This is a genomic window from Ectopseudomonas composti, assembly GCF_001567565.1.
In the GTDB taxonomy this organism is placed as follows: Bacteria; Pseudomonadota; Gammaproteobacteria; order Pseudomonadales; family Pseudomonadaceae; genus Aquipseudomonas; species Aquipseudomonas composti_A.
In genome coordinates this window covers 104,692-128,154 of the sequence record NZ_LSSW01000006.1, presented here as the reverse complement: position 1 = coordinate 128,154, position 23,463 = coordinate 104,692, and the positions used below count along the sequence as shown (strand labels likewise).

Genomic DNA, 23,463 nt, shown 5'->3' with positions numbered 1-23,463 from the left:
AACACCCCAAGCCCGGCACATGCCGGGCTTTTTCATGCCTGCGATCTACAGAAGCGTGCAGTCACGCTATTGGCTGCTCCCCCCTTCGGCAGGGGGCAAGCGGTAAATCCAGATTCGCCGCAGCACCGTCCAGAACTGGCTCGACAGGGTTCCGCAGTTGTAGTGCTGACCATAACGCTCGGCAATCAGGCGTACCTCGCACGCCAGCTCGGCATAACGCCGCGCCGGCAGATCCGGAAACAGGTGGTGTTCGATCTGATGGCTGAGGTTGCCGGTGAGGATGTGCAGCAGCGGCCCGCCGGAGAGATTGCTGGAACCACGTAGCTGGCGCAGATACCAGTGGCCGCGCGTTTCCCCCGCCACGACCTCAGGTGCGAATACCGCAGCCTTCTCGGTGAAATGGCCGCAGAAGATCACCAGAAAGGTCCACAGATTGCGCAGCAGGTTGGCCACTAGGTTGCCCGCCAGCACGGCCAGCGCATTGGCACCGAGCAGCAGCGCCAGCAGAGGGAACAGCAGGTAGTCCTTGCCCCATTGCCGAACCAGCTTGGCCCCGAACTGACGCGCCAGTGGCCGCACTTCGTCCTTGCTGATGCGCCCCTTGACCAGCTTGTCCAGGCGCAGGTGCTGGATGGCCACGGCGTACTGGAACAACAGCGCCTGGATCGTCACCCACAGCGGCTGCCAACGGTAGAACGGCTTCCAGCGCTGCTCCGGGAACAGCCGCACCACGCCATAGCCCACGTCGTCGTCCATGCCCAGTACGTTGGTGTAGGTGTGATGGATATGGTTGTGCGTGTGCCGCCAGAAGTCGGCCGGCCCAACGATGTCCCACTCGTACTGACGGCCGGCGAACTCCGGGTCGTTCATCCAGTCGTACTGGCCGTGCATCACGTTGTGGCCCAGCTCCATGTTCTCGAGAATCTTGCCCAGGCCCAGCAGCAGGGAGCCGAGTAGCCAGGTCGGGGCAAACCAGCCGAACATCAGCAGCGCCCGGCCGCTCCAGCAGCACAGTCGCACCACACCGCGCACACGGCGGATGTAACGCGCATCGGCTGCCCCCAGGTCGGCCAGGGTACGCTGGCGCAAGGCATCCAGCTCGACACCGAAAGCCTCCAGTTCCGCAGGGCTCAGTTCGCGATCAAGACGGGCATTCACAGGTCGATCTCCACATCCCCATGCGGGGCGCTGACGCACAGACGGATGGGCTGCCCCGGCTCGGCGAACAGTTCGCCGCTGCGCAGATCGCGCACGGTGCCAGCCAGCAACGTGCAGGTACAGCTGGCACAGATACCCTGTCGGCAACCATGCGCAGGCCGCAAGCCGTGGTCCTCGGCCTGTTGCAACAGGCTCTGCACGCCATTGCCGGCCACCTGCTGGTGGCTGCGGGCGAAGCCAAGCCGAAGCTCATCCGCCGCTCGCACAGTCAGCGCCCGCAAGGGCGTGAAACTTTCCAGTTGCAGACTGCCGCCACGCTCGGCCGCCAACCACCACTGGCGCAGCTGCTCGACGAACCCCTGCGGGCCACAGCCCAGCAGATGAGCTCCCGGCGCTTGCGCCAGATCGGTCGCGTTGATCCGCTCACCGTTCTCTGCACTCAATGCCCAGCGCAGGTGCAGGTTGCGATGCCGCGCAGCCAGTGCCTGCAGCTCCTCGACAAAGGCCCGTTGAGCCTGCCAACGCACCTGATGCAGCAGCGTCACCGGCGCGCTGAAACCACGGGCCAGGGCATCACGCAGCAACCCCAGCAGCGGCGTGATGCCACTGCCAGCTGCGACCAGCATTACCGCGCGCTCATCGTCCGGCCATTTCAACTCGCCAAAGGCGGGCGCCAGCTCCAGCACCTGGCCAACCGCGACCTGATCGAGCAAGGCATTGGACATACGCCCACCCGGCTGCCGCTTGATCGCCAGTTCGATGCGACCATCGGGCTGCACTGCCGTCAGGCTGTAACTGCGTGCATGGCGCACACCATCCTGCTGCAGATGCAGCTGCACGTGCTGCCCGGCGCGCCAGCCAAGGGCGTTGCCGTTGCAACTCAGGGTCAGCGCCAGCATGTCCTCGGCAACCCAGCGCCGTGCCTCGACGCGTGCCTGAATCCGGTTCAGACGTAAAACGGGATGGATGAGCCGCAGAAAGAAATCGGCATCGGCCTCGCGCAGCCAGCCATTGCCACACAGGTGGCGCAAAGGCTGCAGCGGGCGGCGCAGACGACGCGCGAGAGACAGGGGTATCAGAGCCATCATGCCTTCCAGTGAACAAGTGTTCACAATGCTCGCAGGCGCCCGCCACTCAGTCAACACTTGTACACTGGAAGACCGTATGCGGTTCGACGCTCACTGCCCGCATTTGCTAGAGTGCGCCATCGCTCAATGACTCGATCTCGCATGACGCCACGCGCCGAACAGAAGCAGCAGACCCGCCAGGCCCTGATGGACGCCGCGCTCACCCTGATGGAGAGTGGCCGCGGTTTTGGCAGCCTGAGCCTGCGCGAAGTGACGCGCGTCGCCGGCATCGTGCCCACCGGTTTCTACCGTCACTTCGCGGACATGGACGAACTGGGCCTGGCGCTGGTAGCGGAGGTCGGCGAGACCTTTCGCGCGGCGATTCGCCAGGTACGCCGCCACGAGTTCGAGATGCGCGGCATGATCGACGCCTCGGTACGTATCTTCCTCGCCGAGGTAGCCGCCAACCACGGCCAGTTCCTGTTCCTGGCTCGCGAACAGTACGGCGGTTCACAGCCGGTACGTCAGGCCATCGCAGCCCTGCGCGAACGCATCACCAGTGATCTGGCCGCCGACCTCAAGCTGATGAACCGCATGCCGCACCTCGGCGATGCAGCGCTCGACGTGGTTTCCGATCTGGTGGTCAAGACCGTGTTCGCCACCCTGCCCGAGCTGATCGACCCGCCCGCCGAAACCCTGCCTGCCCACCTCACGGCGGAAGCCAAGGTCATCCAGCAGCTGCGCTTCATCATGGTCGGTGGCAAGCATTGGCTGGGCCCAGGCAAGCCTGCCGAGCAGAGTGCACCACAATCGTGCAAAGCAGACGAAAGCGCACCAAATAAATCCTGACCGCCTCACCAAGTTATCCACAGCGCGCAGAAATGCGCCGCGCTGCGGCACGCTTGCGCCTTGGCAAGCCACTTGCACTATTTCCGGGCACATTGCCCCGGAATAGATGCACATGCTGGTGATCCACACCCGAATCGCGCCGCAAACCGATTACAGCGCTGAACTGGAACTGACCTTCGAGGCGCGCAGCAAAAGTCGTCTGCGCTGCTTCACCACCACAGGTGAAGAGGTTGGTCTGTTCCTCGAACGCGGCCAGCCGGCACTGGCCGATGGCGAATGCCTGCAGGCCAAGGACGGTCGCATCGTGCGCGTGCGCGCCAAGGCCGAGCCGCTGCTGCACGTCACCTGCGCCAGCTCCTTCGAGCTGATGCGCGCTGCCTACCACCTGGGCAACCGCCACGTCGCCCTGCAGCTGGGCGACGGCTGGCTGCGCCTGCCCGACGACTATGTACTCAAGGCGATGCTGGAGCAGCTCGGCGCCCTGGTCGAAGCCATCGAGGCGCCGTATCAGCCCGAGCAGGGAGCCTACGGCGGCGGTCATCATCACTCCCATCATGGTGACGAGGAGTTCAACTACGGCCCGCGCCTGCACCAGTTCGGTGTCCGCAAGTGAGGTCGAACCGCGCAGGACGCACCGGAGCCGCGTCATGAAACCCGCCTGGGCATTGTTGCGCCTGGCCAGCCCGCAGCTGCCCATCGGTGGCTACAGCTATTCGCAAGGTCTGGAATGGGCCATCGACAGCGGTCTGGTCAGCGATGCAGAGAGCGCCGAGCGCTGGCTGGCCGATCAGCTCGCGCTCAACCTCGCCCGTTTCGAAGCGCCGTTGCTGCTCGCTCACTGCCGCGCCGCCGCAAACGCTGATTGGGCAGAGCTGCAGACGCTGGCCGAGCAGCACCGCGCCAGCCGCGAAACTCGCGAACTGGCCCTGGAAAGCCGGCAGATGGGCTACTCGCTGCGGCAACTGCTCGACGGCCTGCCCGAGCTGGACGAAGCGGCGCGCAAGCTGCTCGCAACCCAGGATGAACCCGGCCTGGCCCTGGCCTGGGCACTGGCGGCACGCGCCTGGCAGATCACCCCGGATGACGCCCTGGCCGCCTGGCTCTGGGGCTGGCTGGAAAACCAGCTCGCCGTACTGATGAAGGTGCTGCCACTCGGCCAGCAGGCCGCCCAGCGCCTGACCAGCCGCCTGCTGCCGCAGCTCGATGCTGCCCAGCAGCAGGCCGCCAGCCTTTCCCCCGAACACTGGGGCAGCGCCGTGTTCGGCCTGGCCCTGGCGAGCATGGCGCACGAGCGCCAGTACTCGCGTCTCTTCCGCTCCTGACGAGGAACAACAGCAAATGAACAGCCAACCCCTGCGTGTCGGCATCGGCGGCCCGGTCGGTTCCGGCAAGACCGCCCTGACCCTGGCCCTGTGCCGCGCCCTGCGCGAGCGCTACAACATCGCCGTGGTCACCAACGACATCTACACCCAGGAAGACGCCCAGTTCCTGGTGCGCAACGAGGCGCTGGAACCCGAACGCATCATCGGCGTGGAAACCGGCGGCTGCCCGCACACCGCCATCCGCGAAGACGCCTCGATCAACCTGGAAGCCGTGGAACAACTCAACCGCCGCTTCCCGGGTCTGGACCTGATCATCGTCGAGTCCGGCGGTGACAACCTCTCCGCCACCTTCAGCCCCGAGCTGTCCGATCTGACCCTGTACGTGATCGACGTATCGGCCGGCGACAAGCTGCCGCGCAAGGGCGGCCCCGGCATCTGCAAATCCGACCTGCTGGTGATCAACAAGGTCGACCTGGCCCCGATGGTCGGCGCCTCGCTGGAGGTCATGGAACGCGACACCCTGAAGATGCGCGGCGACAAACCCTTCGTCTTCAGCAACCAGAAAGTTGGCCAGGGTCTCGACGAGATCATCGCCTTCATCGAACGCCAAGGCATGCTCAGCGCGGCCTGATTCCCGTCAAGGAGAAAGAAGCTCATGAATCTGCGCAAAACCCTCTACGCCATCGCCCTGTTCTGCACCCCCGCGCTGGCCTTCGCCCACCCCGGGCACGGTGAGTCCGGCCTGATGGCCGGCCTGGCCCACCCGGTGTTCGGTCTGGATCACCTGCTGGCGATGCTCGCCGTCGGCCTGTGGGCCGCTCAGCAAAGCGGCGCGGCGCGCTGGGCACTGCCGCTGACCTTCGTCGGCAGCATGCTGATCGGCGGTTTGCTCGGTTTCGCTGGCGTGCAGATGCCGCTGATGGAAACCGGCATCGCCGGCTCGGTGCTGGCTTTCGGCCTGCTGGTGGCCGTGGCCGCGCGTTTGCCGATGGCAGTATCCATGGCATTGACCGCCCTCTTCGCCTTGACCCATGGCGTCGCCCACGGGCTGGAGCTGCCGGACCTGGCCAGCCCCTTCGGCTACGCCACCGGCTTCATCTTCGCCACCGCAGCCCTGCACGCCATCGGCTTCGCGCTGGTGCGCTTCCTGCCACAAGCGGCGGCGCCGCTGGTGCGCATCGTCGGTGCCGCCTCGGCAGCAACCGGTGTCTGGTTGCTGGCCAGCTGAGCGCGGGTAACTTCTCTGCCAAGCGGTACGGTGCCGCGCATGGTGCACCCTGAGGGATAGGGTGCGCCGCACATCGCCGCGCCGGGCTCGGCGCCCCAAGAACCACAACGCTTGCCAATGCCCCTTTACTGGGGCACAAAGTCCCGAACCGGTTTCGAGACCTTGCCCCATGCTGCGCCTCACTCGATTTCTGATCGCTCCACTGCTGCTGATCGGCGGCGTCACGCTGCTACTGGCACTGATCAGCAAACCGGCGAGCACGCCTGCGCTGCTCGAAGATCTCGGCCAGCGCCCGCTGGTCATCGCCCATCGTGGCGGCATGGGCCTGTGGCCCGAGAACACCCTGTTCGCCTTCGAGCGCGCCACTGCCCTTGGCGTCGACATGCTGGAAATGGATCTGCAGCTGAGCCAGGACGCCAGGCTGGTGCTGATCCACGACGACACCCTGGAACGCACCACCAATGGCCAGGGCGAGGTCGCGCATTTCAGCCTCGCCGAGCTGCAAGCGCTCGACGCCGGCTACACCTGGACGGCCGACGGCGGCCAGAGTTATCCCTACCGAGGCCAGGGCACACGCATCGCGGCGCTGGACGAGGTGTTCGAACGTTTTCCGCTGACACCCAAGATGCTGGAAATCAAGGTGCCCGATGTCGGCATGGAGGCCGTGCTCTGCGAGATGCTGGCGGCCTACGACCAACTCGACCGCGTCATCGTGGCCAGCGCTCATGAACGCAGCCTGCAGCGTTTTCGCCAACTTTGCCCAGAGGTCGCGACGGCGGGCGGACCGATCTCGCTGCGCCTGTTGCAAACCCTGAACTGGCTGGGGCTGAGCGACCTGCTGTCACCGTCCTACTCGGTGTTGCAGATTGCCCAGCCGCACATGAACCTGGCTACGCCGCGTCTGCTTCGCAATGCCCAGGCTCGCGGCCTGCACGTGTACCTGGGGACGATCAACGAGCAACCCGGCATGCGCCAACTACTGGAAATGGGTGCCAATGGTCTGATCACCGACTACCCGGATCGCGCGCTGCAGCTGCTCGGCCGCTCCACGCAACTGAGTACGCTACCCAGCGAATAAGCCGAGAAGAAGACCAACACGGCGGCCGAGAGCCCTGCCGCCGTGGCAAGCAACGCGATCTATCACCAGCTTATCCACAACATGATCAACAGCATCCGGGGATAATCCACTCAGCTCTGCTGCTGCGCCCAAAAAAAGCTGGACAAAACCCCCTCTACCTCAACCCAAAATCGCTTCGAACAGCCTTGATCAAAATTCCAGCAAAGCGCTGAAGCCTGCTTCATTCGTGGCCTGCAGCAATAGGTACATAAGTTACCCACAACATCACCCACAGCTGCCGTGGACAAATACGAAGCGCGTCTACAGCTTCGCTAAAAACTGTCAAGCCTCTGTATACAAAGGAAAAAACCCACTGCTCAAATCTTCACCAGCAAGCCGAGAACGGTGTGATACAAGCGCTACAGCCAGACACCACCAGCTTATCCACAACTATTCCCACAGCCTTCGTGGAAAACTTTATTTTTCAGACTGGCATGCTGCCTGCTAAGCCAATTAGGCTTCTTTTCCCTGCCTAGTAAGGACGCTCCATGTTCAGCTTTTTCCTCGCCGCCATGCTGCTCGGCTTCGTATTCAACGCAGCTCCCGGTGCCGTTTTCAGCGAGACCCTGCGCCGCGGCCTGCGTGACGGCTACAGACCTGCGCTGCTGGTGCAGATCGGTTCACTGGTAGGCGACGCCACCTGGGCCGCGATCGGCCTAACCGGGCTGGCACTGCTGCTCGACAGTGCGCAGATTCGCTATCCGCTGACGCTGGCCAGTGCCCTGTATCTGGCCTGGCTCGGCTATCAGTCGCTGCGCGATGCTCACCGTCCGCCGCAACCCAGCGAGGATGTCCAGTTAGCTGCTGGCGGCGCCTTCGCGGCCGGTGCCGCGCTGTCGCTGACCAATCCGCAGAACATCGTTTACTGGGCCGCCATGGGAGGCGCGATGGCGGCCATCGGCGTCGCTCAGCCGACACCCACCCATCTGGCGGTGTTCTTCGCCGGTTTCATGGTCTCTTCGGTGCTCTGGTGCTTCATCTGCGCGGGCCTGGTGGACTGGTTCCGCCGCGCCGCTTCGCTGCTCTGGCACCGCCTCACCTACGCCGCCTGCGGCGCGGCGTTGCTGGGCCTGGCCGGCATGAGTGCGATGAAATTGGTCTGATCGCAGTGCGTCTATCGCCATCATCGAAACAATTTAACGGCGCGGCGCCAGCAAGCGGACTAGCCTGAAACACATGTCCCCGCGTCAGGAAGCCGCGCCATGCACCTCAACGACCTGCTAAAGCAACTGCTCGCCAGCTACGCCTGCGCCACCTGCGGCATTGATACGCGCCACTGACTCTTGGTCGCGCCGCTGCGCCCCGGTTACCCTTGACGGCTTCAGTCGAGGAGCCTGTTCATGACCCTGCGTAGCGTCTGTGTCTTCTGTGGTGCCAGTCCTGGCGCCAGCCCCATCTACCGTGAAGCGGCCGAAGCGCTTGGCCTGCACCTGGCCGAGCGCGGCCTGCGCCTGATCTATGGCGGCGGCGCCGTCGGCCTGATGGGCGTGGTAGCCGATGCGGCCCTCAACGCCGGCGGCGAGGTGATCGGCATCATTCCGCAGAGCCTGGAGCGTGCGGAGATCGGCCATCGTGGCCTGACCTGCCTGGAAGTGGTGGATGGCATGCACGCGCGCAAGGCGCGCATGGCCGAGCTGGCCGACGCCTTCATTGCCCTGCCCGGCGGCCTCGGCACCCTGGAAGAATTGTTCGAGGTATGGACCTGGGGCCAACTGGGCTATCACGCCAAGCCACTGGGCTTACTGGAGGTCAACGGTTTCTACAGCAAGCTTGGCGATTTTCTCGATCACCTGGTCGCCGAGCGCTTCGTCCGCCCGCAGCACCGCGACATGCTGCAGATTGCCGATAGCCCACGCCATCTGCTCGACGCCCTGAGCGAGTGGAGCCCCAGCGTGGCGCCAAAGTGGGTGGATCGCTCGCCCGTCTGAGCCGGTACGCAGGGATGTAACACAATGCTACGCTCTGCGGCCCTCCACCAAGGAAGCCGTAACATGGCCGGAAGCAGCCTGCTCGCGCTGATCGACGATATCAGCACCGTACTCGACGATGTCGCCACCATGACCAAGGTCGCCGCGCGCAAGACTGCCGGCGTGCTGGGTGACGATCTCGCGCTCAATGCCCAGCAGGTCACCGGAGTGCGCGCCGACCGCGAGCTGCCGGTGGTCTGGGCTGTAGCCAAGGGCTCGCTGCTGAACAAGGCGATCCTGGTGCCTGCGGCACTGCTGATCAGCGCCGTGGCGCCTTGGCTGGTGGTGCCACTGCTGATGCTCGGCGGCCTGTTCCTCTGCTTCGAGGGTGCAGAAAAACTCGTGCACAAGCTGCTGCACCGCCACCAGGATGATGACAAGCAGGCGCGCCTGGAGGCCATCGCCGACCCCGAGGTCGATCTGGTGGCGTTCGAACGCGACAAGATTCGTGGCGCCGTGCGTACCGACTTCATCCTCTCGGCGGAAATCATCGCCATCACCCTGGGTACGGTGGCGACTGCCAGTTTTATCAATCAGCTACTGGTGCTCAGCGGCATCGCGCTGGTGATGACAGCAGGCGTCTACGGACTGGTCGCCGGGATCGTCAAACTGGACGACGCCGGCCTCTACCTCAGCCAGCGTGCCAGCGCGTTCGCCCAGGCCTGTGGTCGCGGCATCCTGGGCCTGGCGCCCTGGCTGATGAAGACGCTTTCGGTGGTTGGTACCGCAGCGATGTTCATGGTCGGTGGCGGCATCCTCAGCCATGGCCTGCCGCCAGTAGAGGCGGCCGTTCATCACGCCGCTGAGTGGGTCGCACGCGATGCCGGGCACTGGCTGGCGCTGATCGTGCCCACCCTGCTCCATGCCTTGCTCGGCATCCTGGCCGGCCTGCTGACGCTACCTCTGGTCAACCTGGCCGGCCGGCTGTGGCAGGCTGTCCGCCCAGCCAAAACCGAGTAGACGATCAAAGCGCGCGCAATGCTCTGCAGCCCTTGGTTCACGCCGCCTGCAAGCATTGCCCCCAAGCTTATCCACAGGTTGCTCCACACTTTTCGTGGATAAGCGCATGACTACTGCAGAGCGCGCCAGCTTCGTCCGAGCGAACCGGGCAAGCCTATGGTTTCATTGATTTTTTCTGCCCAGCCCCAGTCTATTTCGTCTGCCTGGCGAAAAGCTGAACAATCCCCTGAAAGGCCCGAAACCACAGGTTTGCAGCGCTTGCTCCAGAATTTGTGTACAGAGTTACCCACAGATTCCGTGTACAACTGCCGCCCCACTATCCTGCCAGCGGCAGCACCGTTACCTGCACTTCGGGATCATGACTGCCGCCACCGAGGATCACCCCGCGCAGCGGCGATACGTCGGAGAAATCCCGCCCCCAAGCCAGAGTGATGTGCTCCAGCGCCGGGCGCACGTTGTTGGTCGGATCGAAATCCACCCAGCCCTGACGCGGGCAATACAGCGAGATCCAGGCGTGCGAGGCATCCGCGCCGATCAGCCGTGGCTGGCCGGGGGGCGGCTGGGTCAGCAGGTAGCCACTGACGTAGCGCGCCGCGAGGCCGCGCGAGCGCAGGCAGGCGAGCATCAGGTGGGCGAAGTCCTGGCAGACGCCGCGCTTCTCTTCCAGCACCTGCAGCAGTGGCGTCGCGACCTGGGTGGCAGCGGCATCGAAGCTGAATTCCTCGAAGATCTTCTGCATCAACGCCTGGCCGGCCTGCAACAGCGGACGGCCCGGGGTGAAGCAGTCGTCAGCGAAATCGGCGAAGACCTGTTTGAGGCGCACATAGGGCGACTCGAAACGGTAGCGTGATGCCTCGAGCAAGGCCGGCTCCATAGGTGTGCCGCTGTAGCTGAGCGCCGCGCTGGCGGCTTCCCAGCTCGGCGAGTCGTCGAGAGCCAAAGGCGGGCGCGCCAGCACCTCGACGCGCAACCGCGCACTGACGCTGAGCGCCTCGTGCGGACGCTCGAAAACCAGGCGCGTCAATGGGTTGCCGAACACGTCGAGGCCGTCGCGGCGCTGGCAGGGCTGCGGGTCGATGCGCAGCTGCTTTTCCTGACAACGCTGCCAGGGGCATTCGCGCGGCCACAGATGCGCCAGTTGCTGCGCCAGGGATACCGGCGCCGAGTAGCGGTAATGGGTGTCGTGAAGAACCTGATAAAGCGCACGGCTCATGAGGATTGCGTCCGTTGGCTGACATCGACATGAGCGAAGAAGCGCAGCCCAAGGTGATCGGATACCGCTCCGGCGGCTTCGCTGATGGCCACCAGCAGGTCGGCCAGGCCCTCGAGCACCGCACGGGTGCTGCCGGGGCCGAACAACGGGTTTTCCAGGCTGGCCAGGTTGAAGGCCGTGAGCTGCTCCTCCAGATACGCCAGGTAGCGCTCGGCCGGCAGTTCGAAACGTTCACTGACGCCCTGCAGCGAGCGCAACAGGGTACGCAGCTGGAACAGCACCGCATGCGGGTTCTGCTCGTCCAGCAGGAGCAGATCGAGCACCGGAATCAGTTGCGCCGAGGCCAGGTAGCGGGTGCGGTAGGTGATGCTGCTGTTGCCCAGTTCCAACAGCCACTCCAGCGCCGACTGGTCGGTAGCCGAGCCGCTGCGCAGGAAGCCGGCGAAACTGTCGCAGAGAAACTGCAGGCGCTCGATGTAGCGACCGAACATCAGAAAGCGCCAGCCGTCGTCGCGGGTCATGTCGTCGAGGGCGAAACCGGAAAGCGCCGCCAGCGACATCAACAGGCGGTTGAGAAAGTCCAGCAACTCGCCGAAATCGGCCGGCTGGTCTTCGAGCAGTTGCGCCTCGCGCTGCAGCTCGACCAGCGCCTGCCAGTTGGCCTGGGACAGCTTGCCGCGCACGCTGCCGGCAGCCCATTGCAGGCGCTGCAGGTTGGCGCGCAGGCTGGCGGGCCAATCACTGCCGAGCAATGCCTGCAGCAGGCGCGCCTCCAGCTCGCCCTCTTCCGGATCAGCCAGCAGGCCCAGGTCCTGCGCCAGTGCGAGGGCGCTCTGCAGCGCCTGTGGGTCATCGTCATCGTCGACGTAGCGCGCCAGCATGATACGCAGCAGGCGCGCACTGCCCTCGCAGCGCTCGGCGTAACGGCCAAACCAGAACAGGTTTTCCACCACGCGCGAGGGCAGGAAGGGGTCGCTGCGCACCAGATCGGCAGTGCCGAGAGTGCGCTGCGTCTGCCAGGGTTCGGAACCGCTCTGGCGAGTGCCAAGCACCCAGGTGTCCTTGCTCGCGCCGCCGCGCTGCATCGACACCACCTCGGCATCGGCCTCGGCGGCGACGCGGGTCAGGCCACCGGGCATTACCCGATAGCCGTCGGCGCTGGCCACGGCGAACACGCGCATGCCGATGGCGCGCGGCTGCAAGCCACTGCCATCCCACACCGGCGCCTGCGACAGCTTGGCCCGCGCCTGCGCCACGTAGGCATACGGGCGCAGCTTGAGGCGCGCGGCCAGCTTGGCGCGCTGCGCCTCGTCCAGATCACGGCCGAACACCGGGGTGAAACTCTGCGAGGGGAACGCCGGACGCACCAGCAATTGGTCGAGCTTCTCCAGTGCCTCGTCCAGCACCGGCGGCTCGCCGCACCACCAGCTGGCGATGGACGGCAACAGCAACTCTTCGCCGAGCAGGTGTTCACTGATCGCCGGCAGGAAACCGGGCAAGCCAGGCGACTCCAGCACCCCACTGCCCAGCGCATTGGCCACCAGCACGCGACCACGACGCACCGCTTCGAGCAGGCCGGGCACGCCAAGCGCCGAATCGGTGCGCAGCTCCAGCGGGTCGCAATAATCGTCGTCGAGACGACGCAGCACCGCGTGCACGCGGCGCAGACCGGCCAGGGTCTTGAGGTAGAGGGTGGCGTTGCGCACGGTCAGGTCGCTACCTTCGACCAGCGGGTAGCCGAGCTGGCGCGCCAGGTACAGGTGCTCGAAATAGCTTTCGTTGAAGCGCCCCGGCGTCAGCAGCACCACCAGCGGCGTCTCGCCGCCACTGGGGGCCTGGCGCGCCAGGGTGTCCTGCAGGGTGCGGAAGAAGCCGGCCAGGTACTGCACGCGCAGGTCGCGGTACAGCTCGGGGAAGGCGCGCGAGACGATCTGCCGGTTCTCCAGCGCGTAGCCTGCACCCGACGGTGCCTGGGTACGGTCGGCAGTGACCCACCAGCGGCCGTCCGGCGCGCGGGCCAGATCCACCGCATACAGATGCAGCCAGGTACCGCCCGGCGCCTGCATGCCCTGGCAGGGCCAGAGGAAATTGTTGTGGCCGAACACCAGTTCGGTCGGCAGCAGGCCTTCGGCGATCAGCTTCTGCGGGCCGTAGAGATCGGCCAGCACACGGTTAAGCAAGGTGGCACGCTGCGCCACGCCGGCGGCGATCTGCTGCCACTCGTCAGCCGGGATCAGGTTGGGCAGCAGATCCAGCTCCCACGGGCGATCCGCGCCTTCAGGGTCGGCATAGACGTTGTAGGTGACGCCGTTCTCCTGAATCTGCCGCGCCAGCATGGCCTCGCGCTGCGCCAGGTGTTCCGGGCGGCTGCGCGCCAGTTGCTCGTAAAGGCGGCGCCAGTGCGGGCGCACGTTGCCCTTGGCGTCGAGCAGTTCGTGGTAGGCCCCGGCAGGGGGCGGATAATCGGCTAGCAGGTCGTGCATGGCAGGCTCGGCAGTGGCAAGGCGGTACAGCTTGATGCTCCCCTCTCCCATTTATGGGCGAGGGGCCGGGGGAGAGGGCTGAAAACACCGCGAAGTCAACCGCTCTCCCCTCTCCCTAACCCTCTCCCCAAAGGGGCGAGGGGACTGATCGCGGCAACCGACACTCATGTGTGCAACATGTCGTCAAACTCGACGCAGATCCAGGGTCATCGGCAGTTCATTATTGTCTATCGGTTGCAGGGCCGGGCGCTTGCCTGGGCTGTGGCCCAATCGGAAGAAGCGCGCCAGGCGCCGGCTCTCGGCCTCGTAGGCGTTGACCGGCAGGCTGTCGTAGTTGCGCCCGCCCGGATGCGCGACATGGTACTGGCAACCACCCAGCGAGCGCTGCATCCAGGTGTCGATCAGATCGAACACCAGTGGCGCGTGCACGCCGATGGTCGGCTGCAGACAACTGGCCGGCTGCCAGGCACGAAAGCGCACGCCCCCGACGAACTCGCCGACTTTGCCGGTAGGCCGCAGCGGCACCGGTACGCCGTTGCAGGTCAGCACGTAGCGATCCGGCGCCATCCCCGCCACCTTGACCTGCATGCGCTCCAGCGACGAGTCGACATACCGTACCGTGCCGCCGGTGGCGCCCTCCTCGCCCAGCACATGCCAGGGCTCCAGCGCCTGGCGCAACTCCAGGTCGATGCCCTTGACCGCGAAATCGCCAGCCTTGGGAAAGCGAAATTCGAAGTGCGGGGCGAACCACTCGCTGCGCAGGCGATAGCCGAAGCAGCCCAGTTCCTGCAGCACGTCGGCGAAGTCCTGCTCGACGAAATGCGGCAGCAGGTAGCGGTCGTGCAACTCGGTGCCCCAGCGCACCAGCTTGGCCGGGCGATAGGGCTCCTGCCAGAAGCGCGCGATCAGCGCACGCAGCAGCAGTTGCTGGGCCAGGCTCATCTGCGCGTGTGGCGGCATCTCGAAGGCGCGCAGTTCCAGCAAGCCGAGGCGGCCGCTGGCCGAGTCCGGCGAGTACAGCTTGTCGATGCAGAACTCGGCGCGGTGGGTATTGCCGGTGACATCCACCAAAAGGTTGCGCAGCAGGCGGTCGACCAGCCACGGCGGGCAGTCGCGGCCAGGCTCAGGCATTTGCGCGAAGGCGATCTCCAGCTCGTACAGCGCATCGTTGCGCGCCTCATCCACCCGCGGCGCCTGCGAGGTCGGGCCAATGAACAGACCGCTGAACAGGTAGGACAGCGACGGATGGTTATGCCAGTAGCTGATCAGGCTGCGCAGCAGATCGGGACGGCGCAGGAACGGCGAATCGCTCGGCGTCGCCCCGCCGAGGACGAAGTGGTTGCCGCCGCCGGTGCCGGTGTGGCGCCCGTCGATCATGAACTTCTCGCTGGACAGACGCGACTGGCGCGCCGCCTCGTAGAGAAACTCGCAACGCTCGACCAGCTCATCCCAGCTGGCCGCCGGGTGGATATTCACCTCGATCACGCCCGGATCAGGGGTGACGCGGAAATACTGCAGACGCGGGTCGAGCGGCGGCTCGTAGCCTTCCATCAGCACCGGGCAATTGAGCTCGGCAGCCACAGCCTCGATGGCCGCGACCAGCTCCAGATAATCCTCGAGGTGGCTCAGCGGCGGCATGAACAGGTACAGCCTGCCCTCGCGCGGCTCGGCACACAGCGCGGTGCGTACTATACCGGCAGCCGATTGCCCGCTGGCCGGGCGCACGCTCTGCACATTGGCGCTGGCGCCACGCCAGACACCACGCAACTGGCGCTGGACCTGCGCCGGGCTGGGCAAGGGCGGCAGCGTCTGACTGGGATCGACCGGGTTGATATAGGGGTAATCGGCCTGGCTGACCCAGGGCAACGAATCCAGCGGCAGGCGGTAACCCAGCGCCGAATCACCCGGCAGCAGGCGGCAGTGCTCGTCACGCAGGAACCAGCGCCCGCTCTGCCAGCCCTCGCCCACCACCTGGCGGGCCAGTGGCAACACATGGCCGACCACGCTATCGAGGCCCTGCTCGAACACCTTGCGCAGGCGTTCACGCTCCAGCGGGTCGCTCAGACGCGGATCATCGGGAGTGACGTTGTCCGGCAGCTTGCGCTCGCGCCACAGGTAGTAGAACCAGTCCTCATAGGCCGGAAAGACGTTGCCGGCATCCACGTTCAGGCGCGCGGCCAGAGTCGCCAGGAAGCGCTCGGCGGTCTCGGCGGTGGCGCCATAGCCACGTTTCTCGTCAGCCAGCAGCTTCGGCTCATGCCACAGCGGCTCACCGTCGCGGCGCCAGAAGCAGTTCAGCGACCAGCGCGGCAACTGCTCGCCCGGGTACCACTTGCCCTGGCCGAAATGCACCAGTGCCTTGGGCGCGTAATGCTCACGCAGGCGATAGAACAGATCAGCAGCCAGGCGACGCTTGTTCGGGCCGAGAGCGGCCGTGTTCCACTCGTCGTCATCGGGATAGTCGAGGGCGACGAAGGTCGGCTCGCCGCCCATGGTCAGGCGCACGTCATGTTTTTGCAGATCCTCGTCGATCTGCCGTCCCAGCGCCTGGATAGCCTGCCACTGCGCCTCGCTGTAGGGCTTGGTGACGCGTGGCGCCTCCCACACGCGCTCGACGCTCATCAGGTGCTCGAACGCCACCTCGCACTCGTCCAACCCACCGGTGATCGGCGCCGCCGAAGACGGCTCCGGGCTACACGCCAGCGGGATGTGGCCTTCGCCAGCGAACAGGCCGCTGGTGGGATCGAGGCCGATCCAGCCGGCGCCGGGCAGGTACACCTCGCACCAGGCGTGCAGATCGGTGAAGTCCTTGTCGGTACCGCTGGGGCCGTCGAGGGATTTGACGTCGGCCGTGAGCTGAATCAGGTAGCCAGAAACGAAGCGCGCCGCCAGGCCCATGTGGCGCATCAGTTGCACCAGCAGCCAGGCCGAATCGCGACAGGAACCGGAGGCGTTCTCCAGGCTTTGCTCGGGCGTCTGCACGCCGGGCTCCATGCGAATCAGGTACTGGATATCGGTCGACAGACGCTGATTCAGCGCCACCAGGAAATCGATGCTCGGCACCGGTTCGCGGGAGATGCTCGCCAGGTACTTGGCGAATAGCGGCGTGGCTGGCAGCTTGACCAGGTAGGGCGCCAGCTCGCGTTGCTCGCCTTCGGTGTAGGTGAACGGAATGCGCTCGGCGTAGGGCTCGAGGAAAAAGTCGAAGGGATTGAACACCGCCATCTCGGCGACCAGATCCACCTCGACCTTCAGCTCGCGGGTCTTCTCCGGGAAGACCAGACGCGCCAGGTAGTTGCCCTGCGGGTCCTGCTGCCAGTTGATGAAGTGCTCGCCAGGCTCGACCTTCAGCGAGTAGGAAAGAATGCGTGTGCGGCTGTGCGGCGCCGGCCGCAGACGAACGACCTGCGGCCCGAGGTTGACCGCGCGGTCGTAGCGGTAGTGGGTGACATGATGCAGCGCGACATGAATCGACACGGCGGCCTCCTGCTAGCCTGGACGATACCCAGTGCAGCGCAAGACTTATGCCAGGGCCCAGGCCTCACGCCAGCTAGGCTGATCGGAGACCTGGCGCACCAGAAGCAGGCCGCGCGCGCACCAGAGTCGACATCATGCACCATCTAGATGCGCTGTTACGGCCAATTTGCCATGATCGGCTTCTACCGTAGACTGCGCTGACTCCATGCAAGGACGTATGCCATGCCGCGCCACAGCCCTCTCCCCACCCTCTTTGGCTTGCTGATCGTTGCATTCAGCTCGCTGGCCTGCGCCGAAGACCCACTACTCGACTCACTGACGCCGGTCGCCACGCAATCCGCCGAGCGCCAGGTCCGTGGTGTACTGCGCGCGCACAACCAGGCCGTGCTTTCCAGCGAGCTGCCTGGCCGTATCATCGAGATGCCGTTCAGCGATGGTCAGAAGTTCAACAAGGGCGACGTACTGGTGCGCTTCGACTGCAGCGCCTATCAGGCTCAGCTCAATGCCGCCCAGGCTGCAGCTCGGGCTACCCGCGAAGAGCTGAACCACAAGAAACAGCTGGCCGCCCTCAACTCGGTGGGTCGCTTCGAAGTGGCACTGGCCGAGGCTCGGCAGGCACAAGCTCAGGCCGAAACCCAGGTGTACCAGGTACAGGTGAAGCGCTGCAGCGTCACGGCGCCCTTCAATGGGCGCGTGGTTCTGCGCCGCGCCCAACCCCACGAGAGTGTGGCCAGCGGCACTCCGCTGCTGGATGTGGTGGACAACGGCACGCTGGAAATCTACCTGCTGGTGCCGTCGAGCTGGCTCAGCCGCCTGCAGCCGGAGCAGACCTTCGACTTCACCCCCGACGAAACCGGCAAGCCGATCAAGGCCAAGGTCAAGCGCCTAGGTGCACGTATCGATGAAGGCAGCCAGACCCTGCTGCTGATCGGTAGCCTGCCCGATGACGTCCAGGGCCTGCTCGCCGGCATGAGTGGTACGGCCCAGTTCCAGGTGACGGAATGAACGCACCACTGCCCGGCACGGCAGAGCGCGTTTTCGCCCTGTTTCTGGGCCTCGAGCAACAGGCGCGCAAGGCCGCCAACTGCGAACAGCTGGCCTTCGCCATGGTCAATGACGGCCAGGCATTGTTCGGTTTTCGCCATGCGGCGCTGTTGATCGCCGGCAAGGTGCAGGCGCTGACCGGCATCAGCGTGGTGGAGGCGCATTCTCCCTTCGTCGCCTTCGTCGAACGGGCCAGCGAGACCCTGCTCAAGCACGAACGTCTGGATGAGGGACATAACGTCGACCCCTGCCATCTGGACGAACAGACGCGCGCGGACATGAACGATCTGTCCGCCGCACATGCCTACTGGCTGCCGCTGAAGAATCGCAGTGGCGAAACCTTCGGCGGCCTGTGGCTGGCCCGCGACAACCCTTTCAGCGACGCCGAGCAGTCGCTGCTCAGGCAGCTGGCCGACACCTACGCTCACGCCTGGCTGGCGCTGCAGCCACACAAGCCCTGGCGCATGCGCTGGCCACGCAAGAAGCTGGTGGCGGTTGCGGCCGCACTTTCGCTGCTGTTGCTGATCCCGGTGCGCCAGTCGGTACTGGCGCCTGCCGAAGTCGTGCCGCTGGGCGGCCGTGTTGTCGCTGCGCCGCTGGATGGCGTGATCGCCGAGTTCCTGGTCAAACCCAACCAGAGCGTCGCGACCGGCGACCTGCTGGTGCGCTTCGATGCCACCAGCCTCAAGGCCCAGGCTGACGTCGCGGAGCGCGCGCTGGGCGTGGCAGAGGCCGAACTCAAGGCCAACAGCCAGCGCGCCTTTGCCGATGCCGAATCCAGCGCCCGCCTCGACCTGCTGGCTGCGCGCGTCGAGCAGAAGCGTGCCGAGCGCGACTATGCCCGGCAACTGCTGGCTCGCAGCGAAGTGCGCGCCGAGCGGGCGGGCATCGCGGTTTTCGCCGACGCCGAGCGCCTGACCGGCAAGCCCGTGCAGACCGGCGAGCGGCTGATGCAGATCGCCGACCCGACCCAGGCCGAATTGCGTATCGAACTCCCCGTGGGTGACGCCATTGCCCTGCAGCCGGGTGCCGAAGTGGCACTGTTTCTCGACAGCGATCCGCTCAATCGCCATGCGGCGCAGCTTGAGCGCTCCGCCTACGAAGCCCAGACCACCGCCGCCGGGCAGTTGGCCTATCGCCTGGATGCGCGCTTCGTCGAGGCGCCACCGCGCGTAGGGCTGCGAGGCACCGCCAAGCTGTTCGGTGAGCGAGCCCCGCTGGCCTATTACCTGCTGCGTCGCCCCCTGGCCGCCGCCCGCCAGAGCCTCGGTTTCTGATGTTGCCTGCCCTGCGCCCCGACCTGCAGCTGTCACCGGCAGCCCCCGGCCTTGACGGCGCGCCACAGTGGACGCTGGCAGACCCGCTACGCGGTCGCTATTTCAAACTCGGCGCCGCCGCCGTACGCCTGCTGCGTCACTGGACACTGGGCGAGCCGCAGCGTGTTCTGGCCGCCGCCAATGCCGAACCTGGCCTGCCATTGGGCCAGGCCGAACTGGAGGACATGCTGCGTTTTCTCAGCAACCACGACCTGATCGCCGCCCTGGACGACAAACAGCGCGCCAGCTACGCGATGAAAGCCGCCGCCCAGCGCCAAAGTCCGTGGAAACGGGTGCTGCATCAATACCTGTTCTTTCGCATTCCACTGTGGCGGCCCGATCCTTTCCTCAACCGCGCCTGGCCCGTGCTCGAACGCCACGGTTCCTGGCTGCTGCGCTGGGGCCTGCCGCTGGTCTTCGCCCTGGGACTGTTCCTGGTGATGCGCGACTGGCAGCGCTTTCTTGCCACCTTCCCCCACCTGTTCAGCCTCGGTGGAGCCCTGGCCTTCGGAGTCGCGCTGACGTTCGCCAAGCTCTGTCACGAGTTCGGCCACGCCTTCATGGCCAAGCGTGCCGGCTGTCGGGTACAGAGCATGGGCCTGGCGTTCATGGTGATGCTGCCGATGTTCTATACCGACGTCAGCGACGCCTGGCGCGTGCGCGACCGGCGCTCGCGACTGCTGATCGGCGCAGGCGGTGTGTTCGCCGAGCTGTTGTTGGCGGTGCTGGCACTGCTGGCCTGGTCATTGCTGCCAGACGGCCCCTTGCGCACCTCGGCCTTCATGCTGGCCAGCGCCACCTGGATCACCACCCTGGTGATCAACCTCAACCCCTTCATGCGCTTCGATGGCTACTTCCTGATCAGCGACCTGTGGGGCGTCGATAACCTGCAGAACCGTGCCTTCGCCCTGTGTCGCTGGCGCCTGCGCGAAGCGCTGTTCGGCTATGGCGAGCCGGCACCGGAACCCTGGTCGCCCAGCATGACCCGGCGCCTGCTGATCTGGGGCTACGGTTCCTGGATATGGCGCGCGATCCTGTTCCTTGGTATCGCGCTGGCGGTCTATCACCTGTTCTTCAAGGTGCTCGGCATCTTCCTGATGCTGGTGGAACTGCTCTGGTTCATCGGTCTGCCCATCTGGCGCGAACTGGGAGAGTGGTGGCAACGCCGCGAGCAGGCTGACTCGCGCAAGGTACTGATCACCGGCCTCGCCCTTGGCGCAGTACTGCTGGTGCTGGTGGTGCCCTGGCGCAGCTCGGTGGAAATACCGGCCCTGCTCGAAGCGTCACGTACCAGCGCCCTGCATGCGCCGGTAGCCGCTCGCCTGAAAGCCGTGCACGTGCAGGACGGCCAGAGCGTTGCGGCTGGCGACCTGCTGCTGGAGCTGGACTCACCCGATCTCGACTCGCGCCAGGCCATCGTCCGTCGCGAAATCGACATTCTTCAGTTACAGCTACGCCGCCAGTCCGCACGCAGCGAAACGGCGGCCGATGCCGGCATCCTCGAACAACGCCTGGCCGAAGCGGTGGCCGAATACCGCGGCCTGGCCGCCCAGCGTGAGCGCCTGCAACTGCGCGCCCCGCAGGCCGGCACAGTACGCGACCTGCAACGCGACCTGACCCCTGACCGCTGGCTGCATCCGGCCGAGGCGCTGGCGCGCATCGTCGAGCCGGGGCTACGCCTACGCGGTTATCTGGCCGAAGAAAGTCTCTGGCGGATCGAAGCGGGTAACGAGGGACGTTTCATCACCGACGATCCGGCACGCCCGGCAATGCGAGTGCGGCTGGACGAGGTGGACGCCACTGGCGTCGCCTACCTGGAGCTGGAAGCACTCAGCTCCGATCACGGTGGCCCCATCGCTGTACGCCGCGACGCACAGCGCCGTGCGGAACCGGTGCAGGCGCAATATGGCGTACGCCTGACCCTGCTGGATGGCGACATCCACCCCGATCATCCCCTGCGCGGCATGGTGGTGCTGGACGGTGAACGCCAGTCGCTGCTGGGCGCCGCCTGGCGGCGGATCGCGGCACTTGGCGTACGCGAGAGTGGTTTCTGAGGTACGTCAGGCTGCTGACTGCGGCTCGCGGCGCATCTGGAGCTGAACCGCATCCTCCGCGCCGGATAGGGCACGAAACCCCAGCCGCTGGTAGAGACGCAGAGCGGGATTGTGGCGCATCACCGCCAGCTCCAGCGCCTTGCCCTGCAGGTCGGCCTTGCCGATCAGCGCCTTCAGCAAGCGCTCTCCCAGGCCCTGCCCGCGGTAGCGCTCCAGCAGGCCGATATCCAGCAGGCGAATGGCTTGCGCTCCCTCGTGCCAGGTGAGTGCCCCGACCGGCTCTGCATCGATCAGTACGACCTCAGTACGGGCATCCGGGTAATGACTGGCGAAAACCTGGCGCTGCAGTTGCCATTGCTGCTCCAGCAATTGGGGACAGGCTGCCAGCAGCTCAGGCTGCAGACCCCGCAGTTGGGCGAATAGCTGGCGCAGCCAGGGCTCGTCGGCCTCACTAGCAACACGTCGCTGGAGCTCACTGCCGGCCTTCATCTCGTTCATGGGCTGCTATATTTCCCCTGCTTGGCAGGCAATGCCAATTATTCCTAAGCACAGGGAGTGACCCATGCTCATCGATACCCAAGGCCTCAAGGCTCGGTCTTTCAACGCGGAAATCGGCCAGTTGTTCACGGCAGAGACCGTTCCCGATCCCGTCCAACTGACCCTGCACAGGCTGGTAGAGGGAGCCGTGGCGAACAACGGTTATCGCACGCCCTTCTCGCTGATCTTCACCACCCCCATGAACGTGCTGCTGCTGGAGGCACAGTACCGCCTCAAGAGCGCCAGCGGCCGCGAATACATGCTCTACCTGAGCCCGATCGTCTCCCCTGGCGACGGCCTGCGCCACTATCAGGCCCAGTTCAACTAGGCCTGATAGTGGCGACCGATCAAGGGCGTTCTGGATAGAGCCCCACGACACAGATGCACTGCGTCAGGGCCAGTACCGGCTGCAGTATGCCCACAGGCTGGTTCTGACCACTGACCGCTAGCTGAACGCTCATCTGCAGTTGCGCGGGTAACTGCACAGAGCCTGGCGCGGGCGCGTAGATCTGTACCGCTACGTCCTCGCGACCATAGTTGCCAAGGCTTTGTCCGGGCGTGCTGGTTGGCGAGGCCTGGCTTGCAGTGGCGGGGGAGTCCGCTTCCTGCAGGGCCACGTTCACCTGAGTAACAGCATCGTGATGGTGCTGGGGCAGATTGTTCAGCAGCAGTGTGGTGCTTTCCGTCCCGGCCATCTCGCCAGGCTCATACTGCCCGCCGGCCCCCACCGCGACCCGCCCATTGAGGTTGGGCAAACCGAAGGTGGTGGTGCCATTACCTCCATAGGTAGTTCCTAGCAGAGAGAACAGTGCATCGAACTGGGCAATCGACAAAAGCTGCCCACTACAGGTCATCCAGCCTCGCGGCGCGAAGTTTCCAGCAAAGGGGGCGACTACCCCCATGTAGCTGTCGATATCCATTGCAATACTCCTCGAGCCATCAATCGCGTGGGGGGAAGATCCCTTGCTGGCAGATGATGTAGTTGATGACGGTGAAGGGCTGGAGGATGGAGAAAGGCTGGTTGCCGCCTGTAGCGCCCACGGCCACGGTGGCCGTCGTGCTAAGGGGTAGGCTGACCGAACCAGGGGCCGGCGCGTAGATCTTCACGTCGACTGACTCGCGGCCATAAGCGCCGGAGGCACTGGCCAACACAGTGCTGGCTGTCGGCGTGGCCGTGGTGGCAGCAGCGCTGCTGGTCGGCAAGGAGGCGCTGGCCGAGACCGTGGCAGCATGGTTGTGAGCGGGCATCTGCAGTTGTGTCAGGGTCATGGTTTCCTGGCCTGCCTGCTGCCCCAGAGGATGCAGCGTGGTGCCTGGCGACTGCCCTGCCCCCATGGGTACACGGCCCTGCAGGTTGGGCAGGGCGAAGTTGTTCTGGCCGTTCCCCCCATAGGTCGTGCCGATGACGGCAAAGAGCGCTTGGTTCTGATTGATTGGCAGCAATTGCCCCTGGCAAAAGGCCCAGTTACGGGGCGCGAAGTTGGGTGCCCAACCACTGATCGCACCAATGTAGGACTGATCGCTCATGACTATTCCTTTTCGATTATGGTCGCGTGATCACGGAGTCGCTCGATCCGCCGACTTCTTCCTTGCGGCCCGAGCCGATAAGAACCATAGCTGACATCCTTACAGGCAAAGATTTATTTCTCGGGGCTCCTAGCCATTGCCGCA

At 65.3% G+C, this 23,463-nt stretch carries 21 protein-coding genes; 13 read left to right on the top strand and 8 right to left on the bottom strand.

Going from position 1 to position 23,463, the window contains the following annotated elements:
- Positions 1-66: 66 nt before the first annotated feature.
- Both PCLY_RS01530 and PCLY_RS01525 read right to left on the bottom strand, forming a co-directional pair.
- Complete coding sequence (locus PCLY_RS01530; RefSeq protein WP_061237483.1) at positions 67-1,158, bottom strand: fatty acid desaturase family protein; 1,092 nt, start codon at positions 1,156-1,158, stop codon at positions 67-69.
- Positions 1,155-2,243 (bottom strand): ferredoxin reductase, encoded by a 1,089-nt coding sequence (locus tag PCLY_RS01525; protein WP_061237482.1) that lies wholly within the window; start codon positions 2,241-2,243, stop codon positions 1,155-1,157. The genes PCLY_RS01530 and PCLY_RS01525 overlap by 4 nt, the downstream gene beginning before the upstream one ends.
- A gap of 144 nt (positions 2,244-2,387) precedes the next feature.
- Between PCLY_RS01525 and fabR the strand changes: the two genes are divergently transcribed.
- The 9 genes from fabR (at position 2,388) to PCLY_RS01480 (ending at position 9,668) form a co-directional block, all read left to right on the top strand.
- On the top strand, positions 2,388-3,074 hold the full coding sequence (gene fabR, locus PCLY_RS01520) for an HTH-type transcriptional repressor FabR (protein ID WP_061237481.1): 687 nt from the start codon (positions 2,388-2,390) through the stop codon (positions 3,072-3,074).
- 112 nt (positions 3,075-3,186) lie between these two features.
- Positions 3,187-3,687, top strand: a complete 501-nt coding sequence (ureE, locus tag PCLY_RS01515; RefSeq protein WP_061237480.1) for an urease accessory protein UreE — start codon at positions 3,187-3,189, stop codon at positions 3,685-3,687.
- A 34-nt stretch (positions 3,688-3,721) separates the two neighbouring features.
- On the top strand, positions 3,722-4,396 hold the full coding sequence (locus tag PCLY_RS01510) for an urease accessory protein UreF (protein WP_061237479.1): 675 nt from the start codon (positions 3,722-3,724) through the stop codon (positions 4,394-4,396).
- A 16-nt stretch (positions 4,397-4,412) separates the two neighbouring features.
- Entirely contained in the window at positions 4,413-5,027 is a 615-nt protein-coding gene (gene ureG, locus PCLY_RS01505; protein WP_061237478.1) for an urease accessory protein UreG, read from the top strand.
- A 24-nt stretch (positions 5,028-5,051) separates the two neighbouring features.
- On the top strand, positions 5,052-5,624 hold the full coding sequence (locus PCLY_RS01500) for a HupE/UreJ family protein (protein WP_061237477.1): 573 nt from the start codon (positions 5,052-5,054) through the stop codon (positions 5,622-5,624).
- 169 nt (positions 5,625-5,793) lie between these two features.
- Positions 5,794-6,702: a glycerophosphodiester phosphodiesterase gene (locus PCLY_RS01495; protein ID WP_061237476.1), complete on the top strand. Its 909-nt coding sequence runs from the start codon at positions 5,794-5,796 to the stop codon at positions 6,700-6,702.
- A 527-nt stretch (positions 6,703-7,229) separates the two neighbouring features.
- Positions 7,230-7,844 carry a LysE family transporter gene (locus PCLY_RS01490; RefSeq protein ID WP_061237475.1) on the top strand — a complete coding sequence of 205 codons (615 nt, stop codon included), beginning with the start codon at positions 7,230-7,232 and terminating at the stop codon, positions 7,842-7,844.
- Between the two features lie 237 nt (positions 7,845-8,081).
- Positions 8,082-8,669: an LOG family protein gene (locus PCLY_RS01485; RefSeq protein WP_061237474.1), complete on the top strand. Its 588-nt coding sequence runs from the start codon at positions 8,082-8,084 to the stop codon at positions 8,667-8,669.
- A gap of 63 nt (positions 8,670-8,732) precedes the next feature.
- Positions 8,733-9,668: a DUF808 domain-containing protein gene (locus PCLY_RS01480; RefSeq protein WP_061237473.1), complete on the top strand. Its 936-nt coding sequence runs from the start codon at positions 8,733-8,735 to the stop codon at positions 9,666-9,668.
- Between the two features lie 316 nt (positions 9,669-9,984).
- On the opposite strand, the gene PCLY_RS01475 is transcribed toward PCLY_RS01480, so the two are convergent.
- From PCLY_RS01475 to PCLY_RS01465, 3 genes are all read right to left on the bottom strand, one after another.
- Entirely contained in the window at positions 9,985-10,881 is an 897-nt protein-coding gene (locus tag PCLY_RS01475) for a transglutaminase family protein (RefSeq protein ID WP_061237472.1), read from the bottom strand.
- Entirely contained in the window at positions 10,878-13,364 is a 2,487-nt protein-coding gene (locus PCLY_RS01470; RefSeq protein ID WP_061237471.1) for a circularly permuted type 2 ATP-grasp protein, read from the bottom strand. Before PCLY_RS01470 ends, PCLY_RS01475 begins: the two co-directional genes overlap by 4 nt.
- A gap of 183 nt (positions 13,365-13,547) precedes the next feature.
- Positions 13,548-16,841, bottom strand: coding sequence for a transglutaminase family protein (locus tag PCLY_RS01465; protein ID WP_061237470.1), 3,294 nt, complete (start codon positions 16,839-16,841; stop codon positions 13,548-13,550).
- 222 nt (positions 16,842-17,063) lie between these two features.
- Here PCLY_RS01465 and PCLY_RS01460 point away from each other — a divergent pair, with 222 nt between their 5' ends.
- From PCLY_RS01460 to PCLY_RS01450, 3 genes are read left to right on the top strand one after another with little or no spacing between them, the layout of a single operon-like run.
- On the top strand, positions 17,064-17,846 hold the full coding sequence (locus PCLY_RS01460; protein WP_061237469.1) for an efflux RND transporter periplasmic adaptor subunit: 783 nt from the start codon (positions 17,064-17,066) through the stop codon (positions 17,844-17,846).
- Positions 17,843-19,162: an efflux RND transporter periplasmic adaptor subunit gene (locus tag PCLY_RS01455; protein WP_061237468.1), complete on the top strand. Its 1,320-nt coding sequence runs from the start codon at positions 17,843-17,845 to the stop codon at positions 19,160-19,162. Before PCLY_RS01460 ends, PCLY_RS01455 begins: the two co-directional genes overlap by 4 nt.
- Positions 19,159-21,255 carry a biotin/lipoyl-binding protein gene (locus tag PCLY_RS01450; protein WP_197432122.1) on the top strand — a complete coding sequence of 699 codons (2,097 nt, stop codon included), beginning with the start codon at positions 19,159-19,161 and terminating at the stop codon, positions 21,253-21,255. Before PCLY_RS01455 ends, PCLY_RS01450 begins: the two co-directional genes overlap by 4 nt.
- Positions 21,256-21,261: 6 nt before the next feature.
- Here the strand turns inward: PCLY_RS01450 and PCLY_RS01445 are convergent, their stop codons facing one another.
- Positions 21,262-21,753 carry a GNAT family N-acetyltransferase gene (locus PCLY_RS01445; protein WP_061237466.1) on the bottom strand — a complete coding sequence of 164 codons (492 nt, stop codon included), beginning with the start codon at positions 21,751-21,753 and terminating at the stop codon, positions 21,262-21,264.
- Positions 21,754-21,817: 64 nt separating this feature from the next.
- Here PCLY_RS01445 and PCLY_RS01440 point away from each other — a divergent pair, with 64 nt between their 5' ends.
- Positions 21,818-22,120 carry a DUF6916 family protein gene (locus tag PCLY_RS01440; RefSeq protein WP_061237465.1) on the top strand — a complete coding sequence of 101 codons (303 nt, stop codon included), beginning with the start codon at positions 21,818-21,820 and terminating at the stop codon, positions 22,118-22,120.
- A 19-nt stretch (positions 22,121-22,139) separates the two neighbouring features.
- On the opposite strand, the gene PCLY_RS01435 is transcribed toward PCLY_RS01440, so the two are convergent.
- Entirely contained in the window at positions 22,140-22,712 is a 573-nt protein-coding gene (locus PCLY_RS01435) for a phage tail protein (protein ID WP_061237464.1), read from the bottom strand.
- Positions 22,713-22,731: 19 nt separating this feature from the next.
- Positions 22,732-23,319 carry a phage tail protein gene (locus PCLY_RS01430; RefSeq protein WP_061237463.1) on the bottom strand — a complete coding sequence of 196 codons (588 nt, stop codon included), beginning with the start codon at positions 23,317-23,319 and terminating at the stop codon, positions 22,732-22,734.
- Between the last annotated feature and the right edge of the window lie 144 nt (positions 23,320-23,463).